Source organism: Allofournierella sp., assembly GCF_048388525.1.
Lineage (GTDB): Bacteria > Bacillota > Clostridia > Oscillospirales > Ruminococcaceae > BQOK01.
This window is the reverse complement of sequence record NZ_DBGCTQ010000093.1, coordinates 1-22,539: the sequence shown is the minus strand read 5'-3', so window position 1 is coordinate 22,539 and position 22,539 is coordinate 1. Positions and strand designations below refer to the sequence as shown.

The 22,539-nt window shown below is 62.3% G+C and carries 22 protein-coding genes and 1 tRNA gene; 15 read left to right on the top strand and 8 right to left on the bottom strand.

The features are described 5' to 3' along the window. Nucleotides 1–66: 66 nt before the first annotated feature. Both ACMLHZ_RS11270 and secA read right to left on the bottom strand, forming a co-directional pair. Nucleotides 67–738: a response regulator transcription factor gene (locus ACMLHZ_RS11270; RefSeq protein ID WP_418667795.1), complete on the bottom strand. Its 672-nt coding sequence runs from the start codon at nucleotides 736–738 to the stop codon at nucleotides 67–69. 88 nt (nucleotides 739–826) lie between these two features. After that, complete coding sequence (secA, locus tag ACMLHZ_RS11265) at nucleotides 827–3,586, bottom strand: preprotein translocase subunit SecA (protein ID WP_418667794.1); 2,760 nt, start codon at nucleotides 3,584–3,586, stop codon at nucleotides 827–829. 237 nt (nucleotides 3,587–3,823) lie between these two features. Between secA and trhA the strand changes: the two genes are divergently transcribed. Next, entirely contained in the window at nucleotides 3,824–4,474 is a 651-nt protein-coding gene (gene trhA / locus ACMLHZ_RS11260) for a PAQR family membrane homeostasis protein TrhA (RefSeq protein WP_418667793.1), read from the top strand. A gap of 35 nt (nucleotides 4,475–4,509) precedes the next feature. Further along, nucleotides 4,510–5,100 (top strand): sugar O-acetyltransferase, encoded by a 591-nt coding sequence (locus ACMLHZ_RS11255; RefSeq protein WP_418667792.1) that lies wholly within the window; start codon nucleotides 4,510–4,512, stop codon nucleotides 5,098–5,100. 93 nt (nucleotides 5,101–5,193) lie between these two features. Here the strand turns inward: ACMLHZ_RS11255 and ACMLHZ_RS11250 are convergent, their stop codons facing one another. Further along, complete coding sequence (locus tag ACMLHZ_RS11250; protein ID WP_418667791.1) at nucleotides 5,194–6,096, bottom strand: helix-turn-helix transcriptional regulator; 903 nt, start codon at nucleotides 6,094–6,096, stop codon at nucleotides 5,194–5,196. 174 nt (nucleotides 6,097–6,270) lie between these two features. After that, nucleotides 6,271–6,747 (bottom strand): hypothetical protein, encoded by a 477-nt coding sequence (locus ACMLHZ_RS11245; RefSeq protein ID WP_418667790.1) that lies wholly within the window; start codon nucleotides 6,745–6,747, stop codon nucleotides 6,271–6,273. Nucleotides 6,748–6,961: 214 nt separating this feature from the next. Between ACMLHZ_RS11245 and ACMLHZ_RS11240 the strand changes: the two genes are divergently transcribed. Beyond that, a complete protein-coding gene (locus ACMLHZ_RS11240) occupies nucleotides 6,962–7,711 on the top strand; it encodes a GNAT family N-acetyltransferase (RefSeq protein WP_418667789.1) in 750 nt (249 codons plus the stop codon). A gap of 190 nt (nucleotides 7,712–7,901) precedes the next feature. Continuing rightward, nucleotides 7,902–8,768 (top strand): helix-turn-helix transcriptional regulator, encoded by an 867-nt coding sequence (locus ACMLHZ_RS11235; protein WP_418667788.1) that lies wholly within the window; start codon nucleotides 7,902–7,904, stop codon nucleotides 8,766–8,768. 54 nt (nucleotides 8,769–8,822) lie between these two features. Here the strand turns inward: ACMLHZ_RS11235 and ACMLHZ_RS11230 are convergent, their stop codons facing one another. Continuing rightward, complete coding sequence (locus ACMLHZ_RS11230) at nucleotides 8,823–8,960, bottom strand: hypothetical protein (RefSeq protein WP_418667787.1); 138 nt, start codon at nucleotides 8,958–8,960, stop codon at nucleotides 8,823–8,825. A gap of 311 nt (nucleotides 8,961–9,271) precedes the next feature. On the opposite strand from ACMLHZ_RS11230, the gene rsxC reads away from it, so the two are divergent. From rsxC to ACMLHZ_RS11200, 6 genes are read left to right on the top strand one after another with little or no spacing between them, the layout of a single operon-like run. Then, nucleotides 9,272–10,582: an electron transport complex subunit RsxC gene (gene rsxC / locus ACMLHZ_RS11225; protein WP_418667786.1), complete on the top strand. Its 1,311-nt coding sequence runs from the start codon at nucleotides 9,272–9,274 to the stop codon at nucleotides 10,580–10,582. A gap of 1 nt (nucleotide 10,583) precedes the next feature. Beyond that, entirely contained in the window at nucleotides 10,584–11,606 is a 1,023-nt protein-coding gene (locus tag ACMLHZ_RS11220; RefSeq protein ID WP_418667785.1) for an RnfABCDGE type electron transport complex subunit D, read from the top strand. Then, nucleotides 11,603–12,712 (top strand): FMN-binding protein, encoded by a 1,110-nt coding sequence (locus ACMLHZ_RS11215; protein ID WP_418667784.1) that lies wholly within the window; start codon nucleotides 11,603–11,605, stop codon nucleotides 12,710–12,712. The genes ACMLHZ_RS11220 and ACMLHZ_RS11215 overlap by 4 nt, the downstream gene beginning before the upstream one ends. 20 nt (nucleotides 12,713–12,732) lie before the next feature. Further along, nucleotides 12,733–13,401 carry an electron transport complex subunit RsxE gene (rsxE, locus tag ACMLHZ_RS11210; protein WP_418667783.1) on the top strand — a complete coding sequence of 223 codons (669 nt, stop codon included), beginning with the start codon at nucleotides 12,733–12,735 and terminating at the stop codon, nucleotides 13,399–13,401. Continuing rightward, nucleotides 13,401–14,024 (top strand): electron transport complex protein RnfA, encoded by a 624-nt coding sequence (locus ACMLHZ_RS11205; RefSeq protein ID WP_418667782.1) that lies wholly within the window; start codon nucleotides 13,401–13,403, stop codon nucleotides 14,022–14,024. The genes rsxE and ACMLHZ_RS11205 overlap by 1 nt, the downstream gene beginning before the upstream one ends. A 13-nt stretch (nucleotides 14,025–14,037) precedes the next feature. After that, entirely contained in the window at nucleotides 14,038–14,826 is a 789-nt protein-coding gene (locus ACMLHZ_RS11200; protein ID WP_418667781.1) for an RnfABCDGE type electron transport complex subunit B, read from the top strand. Between the two features lie 67 nt (nucleotides 14,827–14,893). On the opposite strand, the gene ACMLHZ_RS11195 is transcribed toward ACMLHZ_RS11200, so the two are convergent. Then, entirely contained in the window at nucleotides 14,894–15,823 is a 930-nt protein-coding gene (locus ACMLHZ_RS11195) for a LysR family transcriptional regulator (protein ID WP_418667780.1), read from the bottom strand. Nucleotides 15,824–15,984: 161 nt separating this feature from the next. Here ACMLHZ_RS11195 and ACMLHZ_RS11190 point away from each other — a divergent pair, with 161 nt between their 5' ends. Genes ACMLHZ_RS11190 through ACMLHZ_RS11175 form a run of 4 tightly spaced genes read left to right on the top strand, consistent with a single transcriptional unit; the run spans nucleotide 15,985 to nucleotide 20,070 of the window. Continuing rightward, nucleotides 15,985–17,157, top strand: coding sequence for a mandelate racemase/muconate lactonizing enzyme family protein (locus tag ACMLHZ_RS11190; protein ID WP_418667779.1), 1,173 nt, complete (start codon nucleotides 15,985–15,987; stop codon nucleotides 17,155–17,157). Between the two features lie 15 nt (nucleotides 17,158–17,172). Further along, nucleotides 17,173–17,676 (top strand): TRAP transporter small permease, encoded by a 504-nt coding sequence (locus ACMLHZ_RS11185; protein WP_418667778.1) that lies wholly within the window; start codon nucleotides 17,173–17,175, stop codon nucleotides 17,674–17,676. After that, nucleotides 17,676–18,971, top strand: coding sequence for a TRAP transporter large permease (locus ACMLHZ_RS11180; RefSeq protein WP_418667777.1), 1,296 nt, complete (start codon nucleotides 17,676–17,678; stop codon nucleotides 18,969–18,971). Before ACMLHZ_RS11185 ends, ACMLHZ_RS11180 begins: the two co-directional genes overlap by 1 nt. 19 nt (nucleotides 18,972–18,990) lie before the next feature. Beyond that, nucleotides 18,991–20,070 carry a TRAP transporter substrate-binding protein gene (locus ACMLHZ_RS11175; RefSeq protein ID WP_418667776.1) on the top strand — a complete coding sequence of 360 codons (1,080 nt, stop codon included), beginning with the start codon at nucleotides 18,991–18,993 and terminating at the stop codon, nucleotides 20,068–20,070. 66 nt (nucleotides 20,071–20,136) lie between these two features. On the opposite strand, the gene ACMLHZ_RS11170 is transcribed toward ACMLHZ_RS11175, so the two are convergent. After that, entirely contained in the window at nucleotides 20,137–21,507 is a 1,371-nt protein-coding gene (locus ACMLHZ_RS11170; protein WP_418667775.1) for a citrate/2-methylcitrate synthase, read from the bottom strand. Between the two features lie 229 nt (nucleotides 21,508–21,736). Here ACMLHZ_RS11170 and ACMLHZ_RS11165 point away from each other — a divergent pair. Further along, nucleotides 21,737–21,822: transfer RNA gene (locus ACMLHZ_RS11165), tRNA-Tyr, on the top strand. Nucleotides 21,823–21,991: 169 nt separating this feature from the next. On the opposite strand, the gene ACMLHZ_RS11160 is transcribed toward ACMLHZ_RS11165, so the two are convergent. After that, nucleotides 21,992–22,447 carry a hypothetical protein gene (locus ACMLHZ_RS11160; protein ID WP_418667774.1) on the bottom strand — a complete coding sequence of 152 codons (456 nt, stop codon included), beginning with the start codon at nucleotides 22,445–22,447 and terminating at the stop codon, nucleotides 21,992–21,994. Between the last annotated feature and the right edge of the window lie 92 nt (nucleotides 22,448–22,539).

Sequence of the window (22,539 nt, the reverse complement as noted above, 5' to 3'; positions counted from 1 at the left end):
ACCGGGCCCGGGTTCAGAAAACGCAAAGAAAGGTTAAAGAAAGGGTAAAGTTTGCCCGGCCCCGGTTCAGGGGGCCAGCTTGAAGCCGATGCCCCACACGGTTTGGATGTAGCCCTCAGTACCGGTGGGGCGCAGCTTTGCCCGCAGGTTGCTGATGTGCACATTGATGGTTTTGTCCTCGACAAAATAATCCTGCCGCCAGACCGCCTCGAAGATCTCCTGCTTGGTGAAGACCTTGGAGGGGTGGGCGGCCAGCAGCTCCAGGATATCGAACTCGTGGGCGGTGAGCTCCACCGGGATGCCGGCCGCCGCCAGGGTGCGGGCGGCGGGGTCGATGACCCAGTCCCGGTAAACGAGAAGGCCGCTTTGGGGGGGCGTGCCCGCGTGGCGCAGCTGCACCCCGATGCGGGCCCACAGCTCGTCCAGCTCAAAGGGCTTGGTGAGGTAATCGTCGGCTCCGCCGCTTAAAAGCGCCACCTTGGCGCCCAGCTCGTCCCGCGCGGTGAGCACGATCACCGGCACGCCGCTTTTCTGCCGCAGCCAGGCCAGCAGCTCCTCGCCGGGCAGGCCGGGCAGCATCAGGTCCATCAGCACCAGATCAAAGCCGCCGGCCCCGAAGCACAGGCGCCCCTCGGTGCCGGAGAAGGCCTGGGTGCACACGGCGCCCTTTTGGCGAAGATATTCTGCAATGAGGCCGTTGATGGAGGGATCGTCCTCCACGATCAGGATATTGGGCATATGGCTGCACCCCTTTTTCAGTGTATAGCACAAGTATAACACAAGACCGGGCGCCCCGCATGGGGAGGCCCGGTCGTGTGGCTGCTCTTTACAGGTCGGAATGGTACTGGGCGCAGGTGCACTTTTTCCATTTAAGGCCGCTGCCGCAGGGGCAGGGGTCGTTGCGGCCGATCTTCTGCACCTTGACCGGCCCGTTTTTGCCGGCGGACTTTACGCCCTTGCCGGGCACCGCGGCGTCGCCGCTGGGCTTTGCCACCTGGGTGCGCTGCATGGGCTGCTCGGTGCGGATCTCCACGGTGAGCAGCATGCGCACCGCGTCTTCCTTGATGCTCTCGATCATCTCGTCGAACATCTCGAAGCCCTCGATGCGGTATTCGATCACCGGGTCGCGCTGGCCGTAGCCCCGCAGGTAGATGCCCTGGCGCAGCTGGTCCATGTTGTCGATGTGGTCCATCCACTTGGTATCGACGTTGCGCAGCAGGCAGATGCGCTCGAGCTCGCGCATGAGGGGAGAGCCGTACTTTTTCTCCTTGGCTTCCAGAATGGCTTCGCCCCGCTCGATGAGCACCTGGGCGATCTGCTCTTTGCTCAGGTCCTCCAGTTGGGCGGTGGTGTAGTGGAAGTCGGTTTCGCGGGCGAGCCAGCCGAGATAATGGCGGCGCAGGGCCGCGAAGTCCCAGTCGTCGGCGATCTCGCCGGCGCAGAAGCTGGCCACGCTGGCCTCGATGTTCTCTTTGAGCATGGTGCGCATGGTGGCGGAGATATCCTCGCCGTTCAGCACCTGGCGGCGCTGGCCATAAATGATCTCGCGCTGTTTGTTCATCACGTCGTCGAACTGCAGCACGTTTTTGCGGATGCCGAAGTTCTGCGCCTCGAGCTTTTTCTGCGCGCTCTCGATGGTGTTGGAGATCATCTTGTTCTCGATGGGCATATCCTCTTCGAGGCCCAGGGTGTCCATGAGATTCTGCACCCGCTCACCGCCGAATAGGCGCATGAGGTCGTCTTCCAGGCTGAGGAAAAAGCGGGAAGCGCCGGGGTCGCCCTGGCGGCCGGAACGGCCGCGCAGCTGGTTGTCGATGCGGCGGCTCTCGTGCCGCTCGGTGCCGATGATGAAAAGGCCGCCCGCGGCCTTTACTTCCTCGGCCTCCTGGGCGATCTGGGCCTTGTGCTGGGCGAGCAGCTCGCTGAAGCGGGCGCGCACGGCCAGGATCTCCTCGTTTTCGGTCTCGGCGTGGCCGTCGGCCTCGGCGATGAGCTCCTCGGAAAAGCCCTCCTTGCGCAGCTGCACCTTGGCCATGTACTCGGCGTTGCCGCCCAGCATGATGTCGGTGCCGCGGCCCGCCATGTTGGTGGCGATGGTCACCGCGCCCTTTTTGCCGGCCTGGGCCACGATCTCGGCCTCTTTTTCGTGGTTTTTGGCGTTCAGCACGTTGTGCTTGACCCCCCGGCGGCTGAGCAGCCTGGAGAGGATCTCGCTCTTTTCCACGCTGACGGTGCCCACCAGCACGGGCTGGCCCTTTTCGTGGCACTGGGCCACCTGCTCCACCACCGCGTCGTATTTGCCCTTGACGCTTTTGTACACGCTGTCCGGCTGGTCGGCGCGCTGGCAGGGCTTGTTGGTGGGAACGGTCACGATGGACAGGCCGTAGATCTCGTTGAACTCGTCGGCCTCGGTCTTGGCGGTGCCGGTCATGCCGGCCAGCTTTTCGTACATGCGGAAGTAGTTCTGGAAGGTGATGGTGGCCAGGGTCTTGCTCTCGGCGGCCACCTGCACGCCCTCCTTGGCCTCGATGGCCTGGTGCAGGCCCTCGTTGTAACGCCGGCCGATCATGAGGCGGCCGGTGAACTCGTCCACAATGATGACCTCGCCCTCGCGCACCACATAGTCGATGTCGCGCTTCATGACGCCCCGGGCCTTGACGGCCTGGTTGATGTGGTGGGAGAGGGTCATGTTGGCCGCGTCGGACAGGTTTTCCAGGTGGAACCATGCCTCGGCCTTTTTGATGCCGCTCTCGGTGAGGGTGGCGGTCTTGTGCTTTTCATCCACCACATAGTCGCCGTCGACCTGCTCGTCCTGATCCTCCTTGTCGTCCAGCTCCACGACCTTGCTCATTTTCAGGGTCTTGACAAAGTCGTCGGCCTGCTGGTACAGGGCACTGGAATCGTCGCCCTTGCCGCTGATGATCAGGGGGGTGCGGGCCTCGTCGATCAGGATGGAGTCGACCTCGTCGACAATGGCGAAGTAGTGGCCGCGCTGCACCATGTTCTCTTTGTAGACCACCATGTTGTCGCGCAGATAGTCGAACCCGAACTCGTTGTTGGTGCCATAGGTAATGTCGGCATTATAGGCGGCGTGGCGCTGCTCGTTGGTGATGCCCTGCACGATCAGCCCCACCGACAGGCCCAGCCAGCGGTAGACCTTGCCCATCCACTCGGAGTCGCGGCGGGCCAGGTAGTCGTTCACGGTGACCACATGCACGCCCTTGCCGGTGAGGGCGTTCAGGTAAACGGGCAGGGTGGCCACCAGGGTTTTGCCCTCGCCGGTGCTCATCTCGGCGATGCAGGCCCGGTGCAGCACAATGCCGCCCAAAATCTGCACGGGGAAATGCTTCATGCCCAACACGCGCCAGCTGGCCTCGCGGCAGACCGCGAAGGCGGCGGGCAGGATATCGTCGAGGCTCTCGCCGCCTGCCAGCCGCTCCTTGAGGGCGGGGGTCATGGCCTGCAGCTCGGCGTCGGTCTTTTGCTGCATCTCGCCTTCCAGCGCCAGAACCTGGTCGGCCAGGGGGCGGATGCGCTTGAGCTCTTTTTCAGAAAAAGAGCCGAACAGTTTTTCCATCAATGACAAACTCGATCACTCTCACATTCCAGAGGGGCCGAAAAACAGCCCGGTAATCAGCCCGCCATGAATAAGCCACAGCACGCTATTTTATAATAATACATCATAGGGGCAAAGCCTGTCAAAGAAACCGCGTGACAAATGTGTTAAATTTTGAAAAAAGTATTGATTTTCATGAGTCAGCTGGTTATAGTAATATTATAATATAGTTTTGAAAACTACATCATGCGTTTCGGAGGGATGAATATGAGCCGTTGTTTTACACAGTGCAGGGAACCGGTGAGCAGCTACACCCACTTTTGGGGGGCGGTGGCAAGCGCTCTGGGCACGGTTTTTCTGGTGTGGCGGTGCCTGCGCACCGGGGCCAGCGCGGTGGTGCTGGCGGGGACCGCGCTGTTTGGGCTGTCGCTGGTGGCGCTGTATTCCGCCAGCAGCATCTACCACGCGGCGCTGTGCGCGGCGGGCAGGCTGCGGCGGCTGCGCAAGCTGGACCACGCCATGATCTACGTGCTGATCGCGGGCAGCTATACCCCGCTGTGCGTGCGGTTTATGGCCCCGGCAAAGCTGCCGCTGTTTTTGGGGGCCCTGTGGGTGCTGGCGGCCCTGGGCATCGTGTTCAAGCTGGCCTGGCTGGATGCGCCGCGGTGGATCGGCACGGCTTTGTACCTGGCGCTGGGGTGGGCCATCGTGGTGGACCTGCCCGCGTTCGCGGCCATGCCCGCCGGGTGCCTGGCACTGGTGGCGGCGGGGGGCGTGTGCTATTCCGTGGGCGCGGTGATGTATATGCTCAAGCGCCCCAATTTGAGCGCGCAGTGGGGCTTTCACGAGCTGTTCCACCTGTGCATTCTGGCGGGCAGCGCCTGCCACTTTGCCGCGGTGTATTTTTACGTGGCGTGAAGCGCGGCGGCGATGACAAAAACGGGGGGCAACGCATGAATTTGGAAGAGCAGAGGCAGCTTATCCTGAGCGGACGGATGTACAACGACCTGACGAAGGAGCTGGCGGAGGCGCGCGCGAGGGCCGTTCTTCTGACCAATGAGTACAATACCAGCCTGGGCAGGCCGGAGCCGGAGCGGGAGGCCATTTTAAAGCGGCTGCTGAAATCGATCGGCCGCGAGGTGCATTTTGAGCCCACGTTCCGCTGTGAGTTCGGCTATAACATCTCGATCGGCAGCCACTTTTACGCGAACTTTGACTGCGTGATGCTGGACGGCGGCGGGATCGAAATTGGCGACCACGTTCTGCTGGGGCCAAGGGTGGGGATCTACACCTCGAACCACGCTGCAAACGCGCAGGAGCGGGCCGGCGGCGCCTGTTACGCGAAGCCCGTAAAGATCGGGGATCACGTGTGGATCGGCGGCGGGGTGCAGGTGAACCCCGGCGTGACGATCGGCGACAACACGATCATCGGCTCGGGGAGCGTTGTTACAAGGGATATCCCGGCAAACGTGGTGGCGGCGGGCGTGCCCTGCAGGGTGCTGCGCCGGATCACGGAACAGGATAAGACGGGCTACCGGCCCTGACCCGGGGAAAACGGATGAAAAAGCGCCCTTTCCGCGCAACTGCGGAAAGGGCGCTTTTCGGCGCGGAAGGGGCGTTGTTTGCACGGCCGCACTTTACACTTCTTCCAGCGGGGCGGGGGCGGCGTTGATGACCAGCTCGCTTTTCAGGCCGCACAGCTCGATCAGGTTTTCGCAGGGGGTTTTGGCCCCGGCCGAAAAGTCCGGGGCGGGGCGGCCGCCCCGCTGGTAGGAGATGCTGTTGGAAACGCCGCGGCAGGCGGCGCGGAACACCGTGCCCTCGGGCAGGGTGAGGCGCGAGGTGCAGGAGATCTGGTTCACGTCCAGCCGGCCGTCCAGGTCCGCGCAGACGATCTGCATGTCCTCGCCGCTGTCCAGCTCCAGATGGCCGGAAAAGCCCTGCAGGAACACCCGGCCCACCTTGCCTGAAAACTCCGCCCCTTCGGCCCGCAGCTCCCGGATGGTCAGCGCGCCGGTGTTGCCGGTCAGCTCGACCCGGCGCAGGTACTGCCGGGGCAAAAAGATGAAAAGGTGCAAAGCCTCTTTGGCCAGGGCCTCCGTCATGGTACCGGTGCGGTGCACGTCCAGGTCGATGCCGCGCCTGTTGTCGTCCAGCTTTACCTTGAAAGCGCTCTGGATCCCGGGCAGCTGGTTCGAGGCCAGGCGCACCCGCACCTTTTCGCCCCCGCACCCGCAGAGCACGACCCGGTGCGCCCCGGAAAAGGTGATGTCGAAATCCTTTTGGCAGTCCACATCGTATTCGGTCACGCTCTCGAACAGAAAGTCCTGCAGGGGGCGGGGCACGGCCCGGTTTTCCAGCAGCTCGTCCAGCGAGATGCAGAACAGGGCCGAGAGCGCCCGCAGGTTTTCAATGTCCGGCACACCGCCTCCGGTCTCCCACTTGGTGACCGCCTGGCGCGACACATTCAATTTTTCGGCCAGCTGTTCCTGCGACAGGCAGGCCTGCACGCGCAGCTGTTTGATCTTTTCTGAAAGCATTTGCGCTTCCCCCTTTTGTGTTAATGCCCCCAGCATACGGTGCGCCGGGCCCGAACGCAAGCAACCGGGCGTGGCGGCGGCACGCTTTTTGCCACGCTTCGTGGCAAAGGGGCGGGCGCGGCGGAAAAAAGGCCGCACCCGGGGCAAAGAGCGCAGGGCGGCGCCGCCGAAAAATCAACGAATGGGCGCGCCGTCGATCATGCGTACCTTCTCGGGGCGGCCCATGAGCTGGTACAGGGTGCGCCACTGGGCCAGCGAGTGCAGGGGCACGGTTACGCCGTCCACCTCGGCCCAATCCTGCACGTCGCCCGGCTCCAGGGGGAACGCGTGATCGCTGCCGCCGCTCACCACCACGAGGCCGGCCATGACGTCCACATCCACGCCCTGCACCACAAACTCGAGAAAATGCCGGGTTTTGAACCCGGGGTTTGGGTGGGGCGGCTGCAGCGCCCCCAGGGCCGCGAGCTCGGCCCCGGCCCTGGGCAGGTCGGCCTCGGCCACCAAAAGGTCGATATCGTGAAAGCCGGGCGCCTTGCCCTTCAGGTATAAGAGCAGCGACGCCCCCACCGCCCAGGTGACATGCGCCGCGTTGAGCCGCCGCGCAATGCAGCCGAGGACCTTGAGCTTTGCCTGTGTGTCCACCGATCCCATTCCCCCTTGCAGATCTTTGCCGGCCCGGCAAAAAAAGAAAAAGCGTACAGCCCCAGTGTAAGGCCTGGAGCGCGCGCTGTCAACCGGCCGGACCGCGCAGGCGCGCGGCCCGGCAAAAAGAAAGGCGCTTTGGCGGCCGGTTCCCATTTTGCGGTTTTCATGGTATCATGATACCATCTGGTTTTTATCCTGAGGAGCGAAGGAGAGGGTGCACATGGCCGCTGATTTTTTGAATTTAACGCCGGAAAACCTGGCGCAGGAGCATCTGTGCTGTATCATCCGCACAAAAAAGCCCCACCCTGGGGTTGAGGCCAAGCGGCAATGGCTTGCGGATCGGCTGCGCGAGGGGCACGTTTTTCGAAAGCTGAACGCAAAGGCCACGGTCTTTATTGAATATGCGCCCCTGGAAACGGCGTGGGTCCCCATCGTGGGCGAGGGGTATTATTATGTGTACTGCCTGTGGGTCACCGGCGAGGACAAGGGCAAAGGATATGGAAAAGCCCTGATGGAGTATTGTTTGGCCGACGCCAGGGAGAAGGGGGGATCGGGCGTCTGTATGCTGGGGGCCAAAAAGCAGAAGTCCTGGCTCTCGGACCAGGCCTTTGCAAAGAAGTTCGGTTTTGAGGCGGTGGACGCCACCGAAAACGGGTATGAGCTGCTGGCGCTCCCGTTCGGCGGCACGGCGCCCCGGTTTGCCCCAAATGCCAAAAAGGAGAGGATCGATGGCAGGGAGCTCACGGTCTATTATGACCTGCAATGCCCCTATGTGTACCAGTATGTGGAAAAGGTAAAGCAGTATTGCGGGGCAAAGGGCGTGCCCGCGACCCTGATCCGGGTGGATACCCTGCAGAAGGCAAAGGAGCTGCCCTGCGTTTTCAACAACTGGGGCGTGTTTTACAAGGGCCGGTTTGAGACGGTGAACCTGCTGGGCCCGGAGCAGCTGGAACGGATCCTGAGAAAGTGAAGCCGCCGGGCGCGCGCCCGGCCCGCCGCGGCGTTCCGGGGACTTTGAGAGAGCGAAAAACAAGGGGGGCCGCAGGGCCCCTCTTTCCCTTTGGCGGGGGCAGAGCGCAGAGCGGCGGCAGAAGAGCAAAAAAGGTCGAGCATTTGGGAGGGCGCATCCGGTAAACTGAGGGTGTAAGGAGGTGAGGGCGTTGGAGGAGCAGATCCTGGCGGTGCAGCGCATGCAGGATTATATCGAGGCCCATCTTGGCGAAGAGCTGGGCCTGGCCGACCTGGCGCGGGTCTCGATGTATTCCCCCTGGTATTCCTACAGGCTGTTCGTGCGGTGGGTAAATATGACCCCGGCCGAGTACATCCGCAGGCTGCGGCTTTCCCGCTCGGCGCTGCGGCTGCGCGGCGGGCAGGTAAAGGTGGCGGACCTGGCGTTTGAGCTGGGGTTCGGCAGTGTGGACGGATACCAGAGGGCGTTTTACAGGGCGTTCGGGTGCAACCCCGGAGAGTATGCGCGCGCGCCGGTACCCCTGTGGCTCTTCACCCCTTACGGCGTGAAGTATCGTGAACTGCGAAAGGAGAACAAAATGGAAAACGCAAAGACCGTGTTTGTGCAGCTGGTGGAAAAACCGGCGCGCAGGGTGCTGATCCGCCGCGGGGTGGCCGCGCGGGACTACTTTGCCTACTGCGAAGAGGTGGGGTGCGAGGTGTGGGGCCTGCTGACCAGCCTGGGGGGCGAGCCGGTGAGCCTGTGGCTGCCCAGGCACCTGATCGCGCCCGGGACCTCGGAGTATGTGCAGGGGGCCGAGCTGGCGCCGGGCTGGGACGGCCCCGTGCCGGAGGGATTCGAGATCGTGGAGCTGCCCGCGGCGAAGTACCTGCGCTTTCAGGGCGAGGCGTTTGCCGAGGAGGACTACTGCGCCGCCATCGAGCAGGTGCAGGGGGCGATCGGGCGGTACGACCCGGCGGTGCTGGGCTATGCGTGGGATGACAAAAACCCCCGCATCCAGCTGGAACCGGTGGGCGAGCGCGGCTACATCGAGCTTGTGGCCGTGAAAGAGCGATAAAATAAAACGGCGCCCCGGCCTTCAAAGGCCGGGGCGCTGCGCTTTTGGGCGGGGTCAGTAGGGCATTTCGTCCTCGTCGGTGTCATACACCGAGATGTAACGGGGGCCGGCCTCCTGCTGCAGCGCAGCCAGGCCGAACAGGGCGGCACCCACCGCCACCAGGAACAACAGGATCTTGCCGAGCAGTTTCAAGAGAACAACCTCCTCTATGACGCGGCGCGCAGCCGGCGGCCTGCCGGCGCGCAGCGCGCTCTGTGTTATCTGTTAATGTGTGTTATCAGTATACCACACACAGGCCCTTTTGTGCAAACCCTTTTTGGCGACCCAAACCGCACGGGAAAACGCCTTAAATACCAAAAAAATACTCGGTTCGAGTTGCGGGTTTTCTGTTGACTTGTGCGATCGAGATGGTAAAATAAAATGGAGTGGGCGCGGGCGCACTCTGATTTGGCATGCCCGGCGCCCTGGAGTTAAGTTTTGAGAAATGGGGGAACGTTCAATTCATGTTGAAACAGCTCAAACGCGCGGCGCGCGGCGCCGGCGTGCCGCATGAAAAGGGAACGGCCGCCCTGGCCACGGAAAAAATGCCCGTGCCCAGCAAGGTCGTTCTGCCCATGCGCCAGCACATTGGCGCGCCTTGTGCGCCGGTGGTCAAAAAGGGCGACACCGTGATGGTGGGCACCCTGGTGGGCGAGGCCCAGGGCTTCGTGAGCGCCAACATCTATTCCAGCGTGTCCGGCACCGTGACCGCGGTGGACAGCGTGCGGCTTTCGAGCGGCGCGGACTGCCCGGCGGTGGTCATTCAGCCGGACGGGGAGCAGACCGTGGACCCGGCGGTGAAGGCCCCCCTGGTGACCGACAAGGCCAGCTTTATTGCGGCGGTGCAGGCCTGCGGGCTGGTGGGCCTGGGCGGCGCCGGCTTTCCCACTGCGGTAAAGCTGAGCCCCAAGACCCCGGTGGATACCCTGGTGATCAACGGGGCCGAGTGCGAGCCCTACCTGACCGCCGACGCCCGGGAGTTTTTGGAGAACAGCGAGACGGTGATGAGCGGCATCCAGGCGGTGATGAAGTACCTGGAGATCAAGAGCTGCATCATTGCCATTGAGCGCAACAAGCCCGAGTGCATCGACCTGATGTGCAGCCTGGCCAAAGGCGTGGAGGGCGTTTCGGTGAAGCCCCTCAAGACCCGCTACCCCCAGGGTGCCGAAAAGATTTTGATCGAGAGCGCCACCGGCCGCGAGGTGCCCCAGGGCGGGCTGCCCTGCGACGCGGGGGTGATCGTGCTGAACGTGACCACTGTGTCGACCATTGGCAAATACCTGGCCACCGGCATGCCGCTGGTGGCAAAGCGCCTGACCGTGGACGGCGACGCCGTTGCCGCCCCCAAGAACGTGGAGGTGCTGATCGGCACCCCCATCAGCGAGGTGTTCGCGTTCTGCGGCCTGAAGGAGGGCGTGGAGCTGGGCAAGGTGATCATGGGCGGGCCCATGATGGGCGTGGCGGTGGCCACGATGGACGAGCCTGTGCTCAAGCAGAACAACGGCCTGCTGGCCTTTACCGCCCAGAAGGCGGCCATGCCCGCCCCCCAGCCCTGCATCCGCTGCGGGCGCTGCATTGAGGGCTGCCCCATGGGCCTGGCCCCCGTGCAGATCGCCGGGGCCTTTACCCGCAAGGACACCGAGGAGCTGGACAAGCTGTGCGTGGATCTGTGCATGCTGTGCGGCACCTGCAGCTATGTTTGCCCGGCCAAGCGCCCGGTCACCCAGACCATGAGCCTGGCCAAGGATTTTGCAGCGAAGGAGGCAAAGAAGTAACATGGAAAACCGTTTGACCGTAACTGCCTCCCCCCACATTCAGGACCGCTCGTCCACCCGGGGGCTGATGGGCAACGTGGTGGTGGCGCTGCTGCCCTGCGTGGCGGCCAGCGCGCTGATCTTCGGCTGGCGCGCCTTGCTGGTGGTGGGCATCACCACCGCGGCCTGCGTGGGCTTTGAGTACCTGTACTGCCTGCTGATGAAAAAGCCGATCCCGGTGGGGGATCTGTCGGCCGTGGTGACCGGCATCATCCTGGGGCTGAACATGCCCGTGGGCATCCCTGTGTGGATCGCGATCATCGGCGCGTTCATCGCCATCGTGATCGCCAAGCAATTGTTCGGCGGCATCGGCTTCAACTTTGCAAACCCCGCCCTGGTGGGCCGCATCGTGCTGTTCACCGGGTTTGCCGGCAGCATGACCAAGTGGGTGTTCCCCACCAAGGCGGTGCTGGCGTTCCGCAAGATGGGCATCGACGCGGCGGCGGGGGCCACCCCGCTGCAGGTGGCCAATGCGGAGGGCGCCCCGCTGCTGGGTCAGTACCCTTTGACCGACCTGTTTCTGGGCGTGCACGGGGGCGTTTTGGGCGAGACCTGCGCGCTGGCCATCCTGCTGGGATTTGCCTGGCTGGTGGCGAGCCGCACCATCAGCCCGTCGATCCCGCTTACTTATGTGGGCAGCTACGCGGCGTTCTCGCTGCTGTACCGCCTGTTCGCAAACGGCGGCATGCCCCTGGGCGACGCCGGGATGCTGGTGCTGCACGAGGTGCTGGCGGGCGGCCTGCTGTTCGGTGCGGTGTTTATGGCGACCGACTATGTGACCAGCCCCTTCACCCTGAAGGGCAAACTCATCTTCGGCATTGGGCTGGGCCTTTTGACCTTCGGCATCCGCACCTTTGCCAACATGCCGGAGGGCGTTTCGTACGCAATCCTGTTCATGAACCTGCTGGTGCCGTACCTGAACGACCTGACCCGGCAAAAACCCCTGGGCGCCGGTAAGAAAAAGAAGGGGGCGCACGCAGCATGAAAAAGAATACCTGGAACGACATGTTAAAGCCCGTGGTGGTGCTGGTGGTGATCTGCCTGATCGCCAGCGCGGGTCTGGCGGTGACCAACCAGTTCACCGCCCCCATCATTGCCGAGCAGCAGGCGGCGGCCGCCAACCAGGCTTACCTGGTGGTGGTGCCGGGCGCCGACAATTTTGAAGAGGTGACCGATTTTGCCACCACCAACGTGCAGGCCGTGATGAAGGCCACCAACGGCGCGGGCTGGGCCATCAAGGCCAGCGCCAAGGGCTTTGGCGGCGATGTGCCGGTGGTCGTGGGCTTTGACGCCGAGGGCAGCATCGTGGGCATCCAGTTTATGGAGAACAGCGAGACCGCGGGCTACGGCCAGAAGCTGGTGGACGGCAGCGCGGAGGGCACCGCCTTTGCCCAGCAGTTCATCGGCCTCGCCGGCACCCAGGAGCTGGGCAAGGGCGTGGACGCTTTGAGCGGCGCGACCGTGTCGTCCAAGGCGGCCGTGGCGGCCATCAACACCGCGGTGAACTGCTTCAACGAGGTGGCCCTGGGCCAGGCGGCGGTGATCGAGGAAGAGACCCCGCAGATGACCCTGGAGGAGGCCGTGGAGCAGCTGCTGGGCGGCGCACCTGAGGCCATTGATACCCCCGAGGGCCTGGAGGCCGCTTATCGGAACGGCGGCATGACCGTGTTGGTGGGCACCGGCACCGGCTACACCCACGACGGCTACGGCACCCCGGAGCCCCTGACCGTGGCGGTGGCTTTTGACGAGACCGGCGCGATCACCGGCATGTGGGTGGACGTTTCGCACCAGACCCCGGGCATCGGCGATCAGGCGGCCAGCGAGGATTTCCTGGGCCAGTTCACCGGTGTGCAGAATGAAGAGGGGCTGGACGGCGTGGACACCATCGCCGGCGCCACCGAATCGACCGTGGGCGTGAAAAAGGTTGTGCGCAAGTGCGTGCAGGCCATGGCGGCCATGAACCCCGCCGCGGGCGGTGAGCCTGTGCCCGGCGGCGATACGTCCGCGCCCGCCAGCGGGCCGGAAGACGGCCAAGAAACCAGCCAGCCGGCTGATACCAGCGGGGCCAGCAGCGCCCCGGCTGCGTCCTGAGAAAGGGGGCTGTTCGAGTTATGAAAAAGAGTCAGATCTTTACCAACGGCCTCATCAAGGAGAACCCGGTGCTTCGCCTGGTTCTGGGCACCTGCCCCACCCTGGCCGTTACCACCCTGGCCTTCAACGGCCTGGGCATGGGCGTTGCAGCCACCTTTGTGCTGTTTTGTTCCAACATCGTGATCAGCGCGCTGCGCAAGATGATTCCCGACAAGGTGCGCCTGCCGGCCTACATCACGGTGATCGCCACCTTCGTGTCGATCGTGCAGATGCTGGTGAAGGCCTACGTACCCGAGCTGGACAAGGCGCTGGGCGTGTTTTTGCCGCTGATCGTGGTGAACTGCATCATTCTGGGCCGGGCTGAAATGTTTGCCTCGAAAAACAAGGTGCTGGATTCCGCCATCGACGGCCTGGGCATGGGCCTGGGCTTTACCCTGACCCTGGTGGTGATGGGCTCGATCCGCGAGATCATTGGTTCGGGCAGCTGGTTCGGCATGACCATCATCCCCGAGAGCGTGGAGCGCTTTACCTTTATGACCACCCCCGCCGGCGGCTTTTTCACCTTCGGCATCCTGATGGCGCTGGTGATCTTTATTGAGAACCGCACAGGCAACAAGAAAAAACGCAGCATCGGCTGCGAGGGCTGCCCCTCCCAGGGCGCCTGCGGCGCGAAAGGAGGCTGTGAATAATGGCGGTAAAGCTTGCTTCCATTTTCTTCACCATGATCCTGGTGGACAACTATGTGCTGGTGAAGTTCCTGGGCATCTGCCCCTTCCTGGGCGTTTCCAAAAAACTGAACTCCGCCTTTGGCATGAGCTGCGCGGTGGTGTTCGTGATGACCCTGGCCACCGCGGTGACCTGGCCCATCCAGACCTACCTGCTGACCCCCTCGGACGGCAACGGCGGCCTGAAATGGGATCTGGGGTATTTGCAGACCATCGTGTTCATTCTGGTGATCGCCGTGCTGGTGCAGCTGGTGGAGATCATCATGAAAAAGTATATGCCCCCGCTGCACAAGGCGCTGGGCGTGTATCTGCCCCTGATCACCACCAACTGCGCGGTGCTGGGCGTGACCGTGCTGAACATCGACAACGGCTACAGCTTTTTGGAGAGCATCGTGTGCGCGGTGGGCGCGGGCGTGGGCTTTATGCTGGCGATGGTCATTTTCTCCGGCGTGCGCAAGCGGCTGGAGGAGGCCCAGACCCCCAAGTGCTTTGAAGGCCTGCCCATCACCCTGGTGGCCGCGGCTGCTACCGCGCTTTCCTTCGGCGGCTTCGGCGGCCTGATCGAAGGCATTTTTGGAACTGTGTAAGGGAGGCTGGAACATGACTATTGGATTAGCAATTGCGATCGTTACCGTCGTGGGCCTTCTGGGCGCGGTGATCCTGGTGCTGGCCGCCAAGTTCATGCATGTGGAGGAGGACCCGCGCATCGGCGAGGTGAACGGTTGCCTGCCCGGCGCCAACTGCGGCGCCTGCGGCTACGCCGGCTGCGCCGACTACGCCAAGGCCATTGTGGAGGCCGGTGCGCCGGTGAACAAGTGCGTGCCCGGCGGCGCCAAGACGGCGGACGCCGTGGCCGCTGTGATGGGCGTGGACGCCGGGGCCACCGCGGTGGTGAAGGCCGTAGCCGCCTGCCAGGGCAAACCCGGCGTGTGCGGCCAGCGGTTTGACTACAGCGGCATCCAGAGCTGCGCCGCGGCCGCGGCGCTGCACGGCGGCCCCAAGGCCTGCGTGTTCAGCTGCATCGGCCTGGGCGACTGCGTGAAGGCCTGCAAGTTCGACGCCATCCATATTGTGGAGGGCATCGCCCAGGTGGACGCTGAAAAGTGCACCGGCTGCGGCGCCTGCGCCGCCGTGTGCCCCCACGATGTGATCGACATCCTGGGCGGCACCGAGGCAAAGCCCCTGGTGCTGTGCCACAACACCGAGAAAGGCGCTTTGACCAACAAGGAGTGCCAGACCGGCTGCATTGGCTGCATGAAGTGCCAAAAGGCCTGCCCCACCGAGGCGATCAAGGTGGAGAACTTTTTGGCCCGCATCGACTACGAGAAATGCATCGGCTGCGGCCAGTGCGTGGAGGTCTGCCCCAAGGGCGTGATCGTGAAGCAGTAAGTGGTCTGCTGATTTTCAACTGAAAAGCCCGCTCCCGTGGAAAACGGGGGCGGGCTTTTTTGTGCGCTCAGGGCTCCGGCGCGGCGCCGCGCTGCCCGTGAAAATACAGGTTCACCAGCTCGAGCAAATAGGAGCTGGCCGCGCTGTGGACAAAGCGGTTGCGGTAGGCCACCCCGATCTTCCAGCTCCAGGGCCGCGGCGGGAAGAAATAGCGCACCCGGGGCGAGGGACGGACGCAGGAGAGCGGCACGACCGACACCCCCAGCCCCTCGGACACAAGGCGCAGGGTGGCGTCGAAGTTGTTGATCTCGCACAGGATGCTGGGCTCGATGCCGTTTGCAGCAAACATTTCGTCCTGGATCTCGCGGATGGCGGTGCCCCGGCGGGAGAGGATGAACCTGCGGGAGGAGAACTGCCCCAGCCCGGCCACAGGAAACTCCGGCCCCTGCCCCTCGCCGCCTGGCAGCCGGTCGCAGAAGGCGGCGGGCGCGGCCAGCACGAACCGCTCCTCGCAGATGGTCTCGCAGTGCAGGGGGATGCCGTCCAGCCGGTTGAAGGCCAGGATGGCGAGATCCAGCTCCTTTTGCCGGACCATGCTCATGAGGGGAAAGGTAGTGTCCTCGAAGAGCTTGAGGGTGTAGTTGGGGTAATCACGCTGGAAGATGGGGTAGATGCGGGAGAACATTTCGCAGCCCCACTGGGGGGTGATGCCCACCGCCATGCTGCCCACCTTACAGGTCTCGAGATTTGCCAGCTCCTGGTACAGGCGGTTTTTGCGGTCCAGAATGTCCTGGCAGGCCTCGAAGTAGCGCTGGCCCGCCGGGGTGAGCAGCAGGGTGTTGTGGCGGCGCAAAAACAGCTTTACCCCCAGCTCCGCCTCTTCACGGGCCAGAAACTGGCTCAGGGCGGACTGGGAGACATACAGCCGCTCGGCCGCCCGCGACAGATTTTTGGCCCGCGCGATCTCCAAAAAATAGAGAAAATACTTCATATCCATGCGGTATGCCTGCCCCCTTGCGTTGGACTCGGGTATAAGGAAAACTTATAATTTGTCCAAAATATCCGAAATTCCGTTTAAAACTTACTCATGTTATAATCAATATACCACAGAAGCTGTTTGCAAACAAGCGAGGGAATTTGAAACAAGAGGAGCGATCCATGAAGATCATTGAAATAAAAGCCATCCCCCTGCGGTGGGAGAGCCCGCGCATGGGGGATGCGCTGATCGACGTGAAGGCGCGGCAGGCGCTGCTGGTGCGCGTTGTGACGGACAAAGGGCTCGAGGGCATCGGCGAGGCGTTTTTGTACGGCTGCTCGCTGCGGGCGGGCAAGGCGCTGCTGGAAGATCACCTGGCCCCCACGCTGATCGGCGAGGACCCCACCCGCATCGAGTGGATCTGGCAAAAGCTGTTCTGGCGCACCGTGGCACACGGCCGCCGCGGGCTTATTATGGGGCTTATGAGCGGAGTGGATGTCGCGCTGTGGGACATTTTGGGCAAAGCGGCGGGCATGCCCGTTTATAAGCTGCTGGGCGGCTATGCCGACCGGGTGCCCTCGTACGCGAGCTGCGGGTTTTACGCCCCTGGAAAAGGGCTGGACGGGCTGCGCCGGGAGGTGGAACGCAACCTGCAAAAGGGGTACCGCCACGTAAAGATCAAGGCGGGCCGCACCCCCGCGCTGCCCGGCCACCCGCTGCGCTGCATGGCGAGCGCGGAATACGGGGTAAGCGTGGAGGAGGACCTGGCGCGGATCGCAGCAGCCCGCGCCCTGGTGAAGGAGGGCCGGCTGCTGGTGGATCTGAACGCGGCCTGGAGCAGCGGCACCATTGTACACTACGGCAGGGACCTTGCGCGGTGCGGGGTGGACTGGCTGGAGGAACCCACCCTGTTTGAGGACCTGGAGGGCTGTGCCCGGCTGCGCCGGCAGCTGCAGGGGATTCTGGTGATGGGGTTTGAGACCGAACAGGGGGTGATGAACTACGGCCGCCTGCTGGAACAGGGCGCGGTGGATATTTTACAGCCGGATATCGGGTGGAGCGGCGGCGTTACCGAGTGCCGCAAGATCGCGGCGTTGGGCGCCGCACAAAACAAGCCGGTTTCCATGCACTCGTTTGGCTCGGCGGTGCACTTTGCAGCCAGCCTGCACCTGGCAGCCAGCCTGCCGAACACCGAGATCATTGAATCGGAAACCAACGAAAACGGCCTGCGCAACGAGCTGCTTGCCCGCCCCCTGGAAGCGGACGGGGAGATGAGCTTTTTCGTGCCCGAGGGGCCGGGCCTGGGGATCACGCTGAGCGAGGCCGCGCTGGAACGAATGTACACGGCGCTGTAAAGGAGGGAGAATGGCGTGAAGATTTTTAAGTGGCTTGACGAACATCTGGAAGAAGCGCTGCTCGTTGTATTTTTGGCCGTTATGTGCCTGCTGACGGGCTTTCAGGTGTTTATGCGCAAGGTGTTGAACTCCTCGCTCACCTGGAGCGAGGAGCTGAACCGCTTCTGTTACATCTGGTCGGGCTTTTTGAGCATTGGGTACTGCATCAAAAAGGGCACTGAGATCCGCATCGACATGGCGGTGAACGCCCTGCCGCGGCGCCTGCGCACAGCGGTGGATCTGCTGGCGAGCCTGGTGGTGGTGCTGCTGTTCGCCCTGTTCGCTAGGGGCAGCGTGACGATCCTGCAGGAGGTGCTGGCCAGCGGCCAGACCAGCTCGGCCATGGGCCTGCCCATGAAATATGTGTACTCCGCCCCGCTGGCGGGTTTTGGGCTGGGCATTCTGCGCATGGTGCAGCACATGCTGCAAACCGCCCGGGCGCTGCTGCGGCCGGCGCAGAAGAAAGGGGGCGCGGTGTAATGTCGCTCACGGTGTTTTTTGCGGCGCTGCTGGTCATGATCGCGATCGCCATTCCCATTGGGGTGGTGTTCGGCGGTATTTCGATCCTGCCCGTGCTGGCAAACCCGGCCTTCCCCTTTACGGTGGACGCGGCGGTGCGCAGCATGCTGAACGGGCTGAACAGCTTTCCCATCCTGGCAATCCCGCTGTTCATGCTGTCCGGCGTAATTATGGCGAAGGGCGGGATTTCCAAGAGGCTGTTCAACTTTTTTGCCTATTTTATCGGCAACAAGACCGCGGGCTTCCCCTGCGCGGCCATTATCACCTGCCTGTTCTACGGGGCCATTTCCGGCTCGGGGCCGGCCACCACCGCGGCGGTGGGAGCGATGGCCATCCCCTTTCTGACCGGCATGGGGTACGATCTGGTGTTCGCCTCGGCCATCGTGGCGGTGGCTGGCGGGCTGGGGGTCATCATCCCGCCCAGCATCCCCTTTATTGTGTACAGTTCCATGTCCAACACCTCCACCTCGGCGCTGTTCATCGCGGGCATTCTGCCGGGCGCGCTGATCGCCCTGGGGCTGATGGTGGTGGCGTGGGCCTATTGCAAGCGGCACGGGGAGGATAAGGCCCGCCTGCAGGAAAACTACGAGACCATCCGTGCGCAGGGCTTTGGCAGGCTGCTGCGCGAGAGCAGCTGGGCGCTGCTGACCCCGGTGATCATTCTGGGCAGCATTTACGGCGGCATTGCCTCGCCCACCGAGGCGGCGGGCATTTCGATCTTTTACGCGCTGTTTGTGAGCCTGTTCATTTATAAGAGCATGACCTGGCGCGACCTTCTGCCCATGCTGCGGGAAGGGGTCAAAACCTATGCGGCCATCATCTTTATCATTGCCACCGCGACCACCTTTGGGCGGGTGGTGTCGCTTCTGCAGGTGTCCGGCGCCATCAGCGAGGGGGTGCTCTCGCTGGTGAGCGGCAGGGTGGGCGTATTGCTGATCATCAACGTGATCCTGCTTGCGGCGGGCATGCTGATGGACCCGCTGGTGTCGATCATGATCCTGACGCCGATCCTGCTGCCGCTGGCGCAGACGGTGGGGATCAACCCTATCCACCTGGGCATCCTGATGGTCTGCAACCTGGCCGTGGGCTTTGTGACCCCGCCGATGGGCATGAACCTGTTTGTGACCAGCAATATGACCGGCGTGCCCGCCATGAGCATTGCAAAAAAGGCGGCGCCGTTTATCGCGGCGTTTCTGGTTTGCCTGCTGCTCATCAATTTTGTACCGCAGATCAGCCTGCTGCTGGTCGGAGCATAAATGAAGGAGGGACTTTGAAATGAAAAAAACATTCTGGAACAAGATCCTGGCCGGGGGCCTGGCGGCCTGCCTGCCCCTGATGCTGGCGGGCTGCGGCGGCACACCGGCGCCCGTTTCCGCCGGACCGGCGGCGGGCAGCTCTGCGGGCCAAAGCCAGCCGGCGGCCCCGCAGAGCGGGGCGCAGTACAATTTCAACATCGGCATTTCCACCAGCGAAAACAGCGTGAACTATGTGCTGGCCTCCACCGCCGCCGAGTTGATGAAGGAAAAAAGCGGCGGCGCGATCCAGGCCACCGTGTATACCGACAGCGCCATGGGCAAGGACGCCGAGATGATCGAGGGAACCAAGGCGGGAAACATTGACTTTGTGGTTTTAGTGACCAGCAGTTTTGTGAATTACGTGCCGGAGGCCGCTGTGTTCGACCTGCCGAACCTTTTTCCGGACCTTGCGTCGGCCCGCAGGGCGCTGGACTCAAACGAGGTGCTGCAGCCCATGCAGCAGGCCTTTGCCAAAGGGGGGCTGCACCTGTTCGCCTTTGCGGACGCGGGCTTCCGGGTGATGTCCACAAGCACGCCGGTGCGCACTCTGGCAGACTTCGGCGGCCAGAAAATTCGCGTGATGGACAACAAAAACCACATCGCCTACTGGAAGGACCTGGGGGCAAACCCCACCCCCATGGACTTCAGCGAGGTGTACATCGGCCTGCAGCAAAAGACCATCGACGCGCAGGAGAACCCCTATGACCTGATTGTGTCGCAAAAGTTCTACGAGGTGCAGAAGGCGGTGGTGGAAACGAACCACCTGCTGCACAACCTGGTCATGGTGATGAACGAGGAAAAGTTCCAGGCGCTGCCGGCAGAGCTGCAGGCAGCGGTGCAGCAGGCGCTCATTGAGGCGCACCAGGCCACCCGCGCCGAGGCGGACAAGCGCATCGAGGGCTACAAAAAGACCATCACCGACGCGGGCGTGGAGATCGTGCCCATTGAGGACGAGCTGCGTGGCCAAATGCTGGAAAAGGTGAGCGGTGTGTACGATTCCATCCGGGAACAGGTGGGGGAGGAGCTGGTGGCAGCCTTTGAAAAAGCGGTGAAGGGCTGACCGGAAAAACAGGAAAAGGGGGGCGGAGCAGTTGCTCCGCCCCCCTTGGGGTGACGTTTGAGGTGTTTAATTGCGCTGGCTCATGGGCAGGTAATCCCGGTGGGGCATGACCGCCTTGTAGGCCGGGCGGATGATTTTGCCCATGTTGATGAGCTCTTCCATGCGGTGGGCGCTCCAGCCGGCCACCCGGGCGATGGCGAACAGAGGGGTGAACAGCTCGGTGGGCAGATCCAGCATTTTGTACACAAAGCCGCTGTAGAAGTCCACATTGGCGGAAACGCCCTTGTAGATCTTGCGCTTTGCGCCGATGACCTCGGGCGCGAGGCGCTCCACCGCAGAATACAGGGCATATTCCTCGTGCAGGCCCTTTTCCTGGGAAAGGCGGTCCACAAAGCTCTTGAGAATGGTGGCCCGGGGGTCGCTGATGGAATACACCGCATGGCCCATGCCGTAGATCAGGCCGCTGTGGTCGAAGTGCTCGCCGTTCAAAAGACCCTGCAGGTAGGCGCGCACCTCGTCTTCGTCGTGCCAGTCCTTGATGTTGGCCTTCATGTCCTCGAACATTTCCACCACCTTGATGTTCGCGCCGCCGTGGCGGGGGCCCTTGAGGCTGGCCAGGGCGGCGGCCATGCAGCTGTAAGTATCGGTGCCGGAGCTGGTGACCACGTGGGTGGTGAAGGTGGAGTTGTTGCCGCCGCCGTGCTCGGCGTGAAGCACCAGGCACAGGTCCAGAATGTGGGCCTCCAGCGGGGTGTAAGAGCCGTCCGGCCGCAACAGGGTGAGGATATTCTCGGCGGTGGAGAGGTCCGGCCGGGGGGCGTGGATGTACAGGCTGCTGCCGTTTTTGTAGTAGTTGTAGGCCTGGTAGCCGTACACCGAGATCAGGGGGAAGATGGCGATGAGGTCCACACACTGGCGCACCACGTTGGCCAGGGAGATATCGTCGGGGCAGTCGTCGTAGCTGGCCATGGTGAGCACGCACCGGGCCAGGGTATTCATCATGTCTTTGCTGGGGGCCTTCAAAATGACGTCCCGCACAAAGTTGGTGGGCAGGCTGCGGTAAAACGCCAGCTGCTCGTTGAATTCCTGCAGCTGCCGGTTCGTGGGCAGCTGGCCGAACATCAGAAGATACGCGGTCTCTTCAAAGCCAAAGCGTTTGTCCCGCGCAATGTCGCGGGTGAGATCCTCGATGCGGTAGCCGCGGTAATACAATTCGCCTTCGCAGGGCTGTTTTTCGCCGTTTACCGTTTTGCTGCTCACGATCTCACTGATTTCGGTGAGACCGGCCAGCACGCCGGTGCCGTTCAGATCGCGCAGGCCGCGCTTGACGTCGTAGCGCACGTAGTCGTTCTTGTCGATCTGGCTGTTGGCCAGGCAGGCAGCCGCCATTGCTTCCAGCTCGGGGGTGATGCGGGAGTATCCGGAAATTTCCGCCATAAGATTGCCTCCTCTTCCTGGCCCGGCGGCGGGGCCGTCGGGCGTTCTAGATTGTTAAAAATATTTATGTATGTTAAACATTATAGCACAAAACCCGGTGAAAAATATGACGAATTTTTTAATTTGTGGGCCCGCGCGGCGAAAAGGAAAAAAAACGAAAAAGGGCTTGCAATTTTTTCGCCAGTTTGCTATAATACACTAGCACTCACTGAACGAGCGCGGAACATGTGGGAGTGTTCCCGAGTGGCCAATGGGGGCAGACTGTAAATCTGTTGCATTTTTGCTTCGGTGGTTCGAATCCACCCGCTCCCACCAAAAAGCACCCCGGAACCAAGCGGTTCCGGGGTGCTTTTCTTTTGTCGGGTTAGGTCCTTGCTATGCGGTTAAGCGGTGGTGTGCTTGGCCGCTTTTTTGTATGTATCGAACCGCTCAAACTGTTTGCTTTATACACTTTACAGCAGATTGCCGAATTATTAAAGCCCCTTCATGAGCAGTTGGGTGGGCTAAACAAGGAAGTTGCAGCGCTGCGCACAGGCCGGGCTGCCATGGTAATGCGGCTTGATAGGATAGAGAGCAGTACACCGACATTGCCGAAAAGCTGGACAAGGCCAACGGCCGGGCCGCCCGGCCCGATGATATGCGGGACCGGCTGCGCACCCTTGAAACGGTCGTAATGGACCACACCGCGGCGATCAAAAAACTGCGCAGGGCCCAGTAGAACAGGCCAGAGTGTTTTTACATCACATAACAAATCACCCGCTGCCGGCTGCGAAATCGGGGCGGTGGTCTTTTTTATACAGCTTGTACCGGTTGTTGTGGTGATTGAATTTTGAGGCGTTTTTGAGCCAGCGGAGAAGGCTGAAATAAAGCGCGTTCCCCGACGTTTTATAAAATCTGCCCCGGAGCCGTAGGCCTGAAGTGGTAAAAAGATGGTAGACACGAAAGTGCCTACCATCTTTTTGTGTTAGTATAAAGGAAAAGGAGAGAGAAAATATGCGACGAAAATATATCATGCGAAGCAAAGAAGAAAAG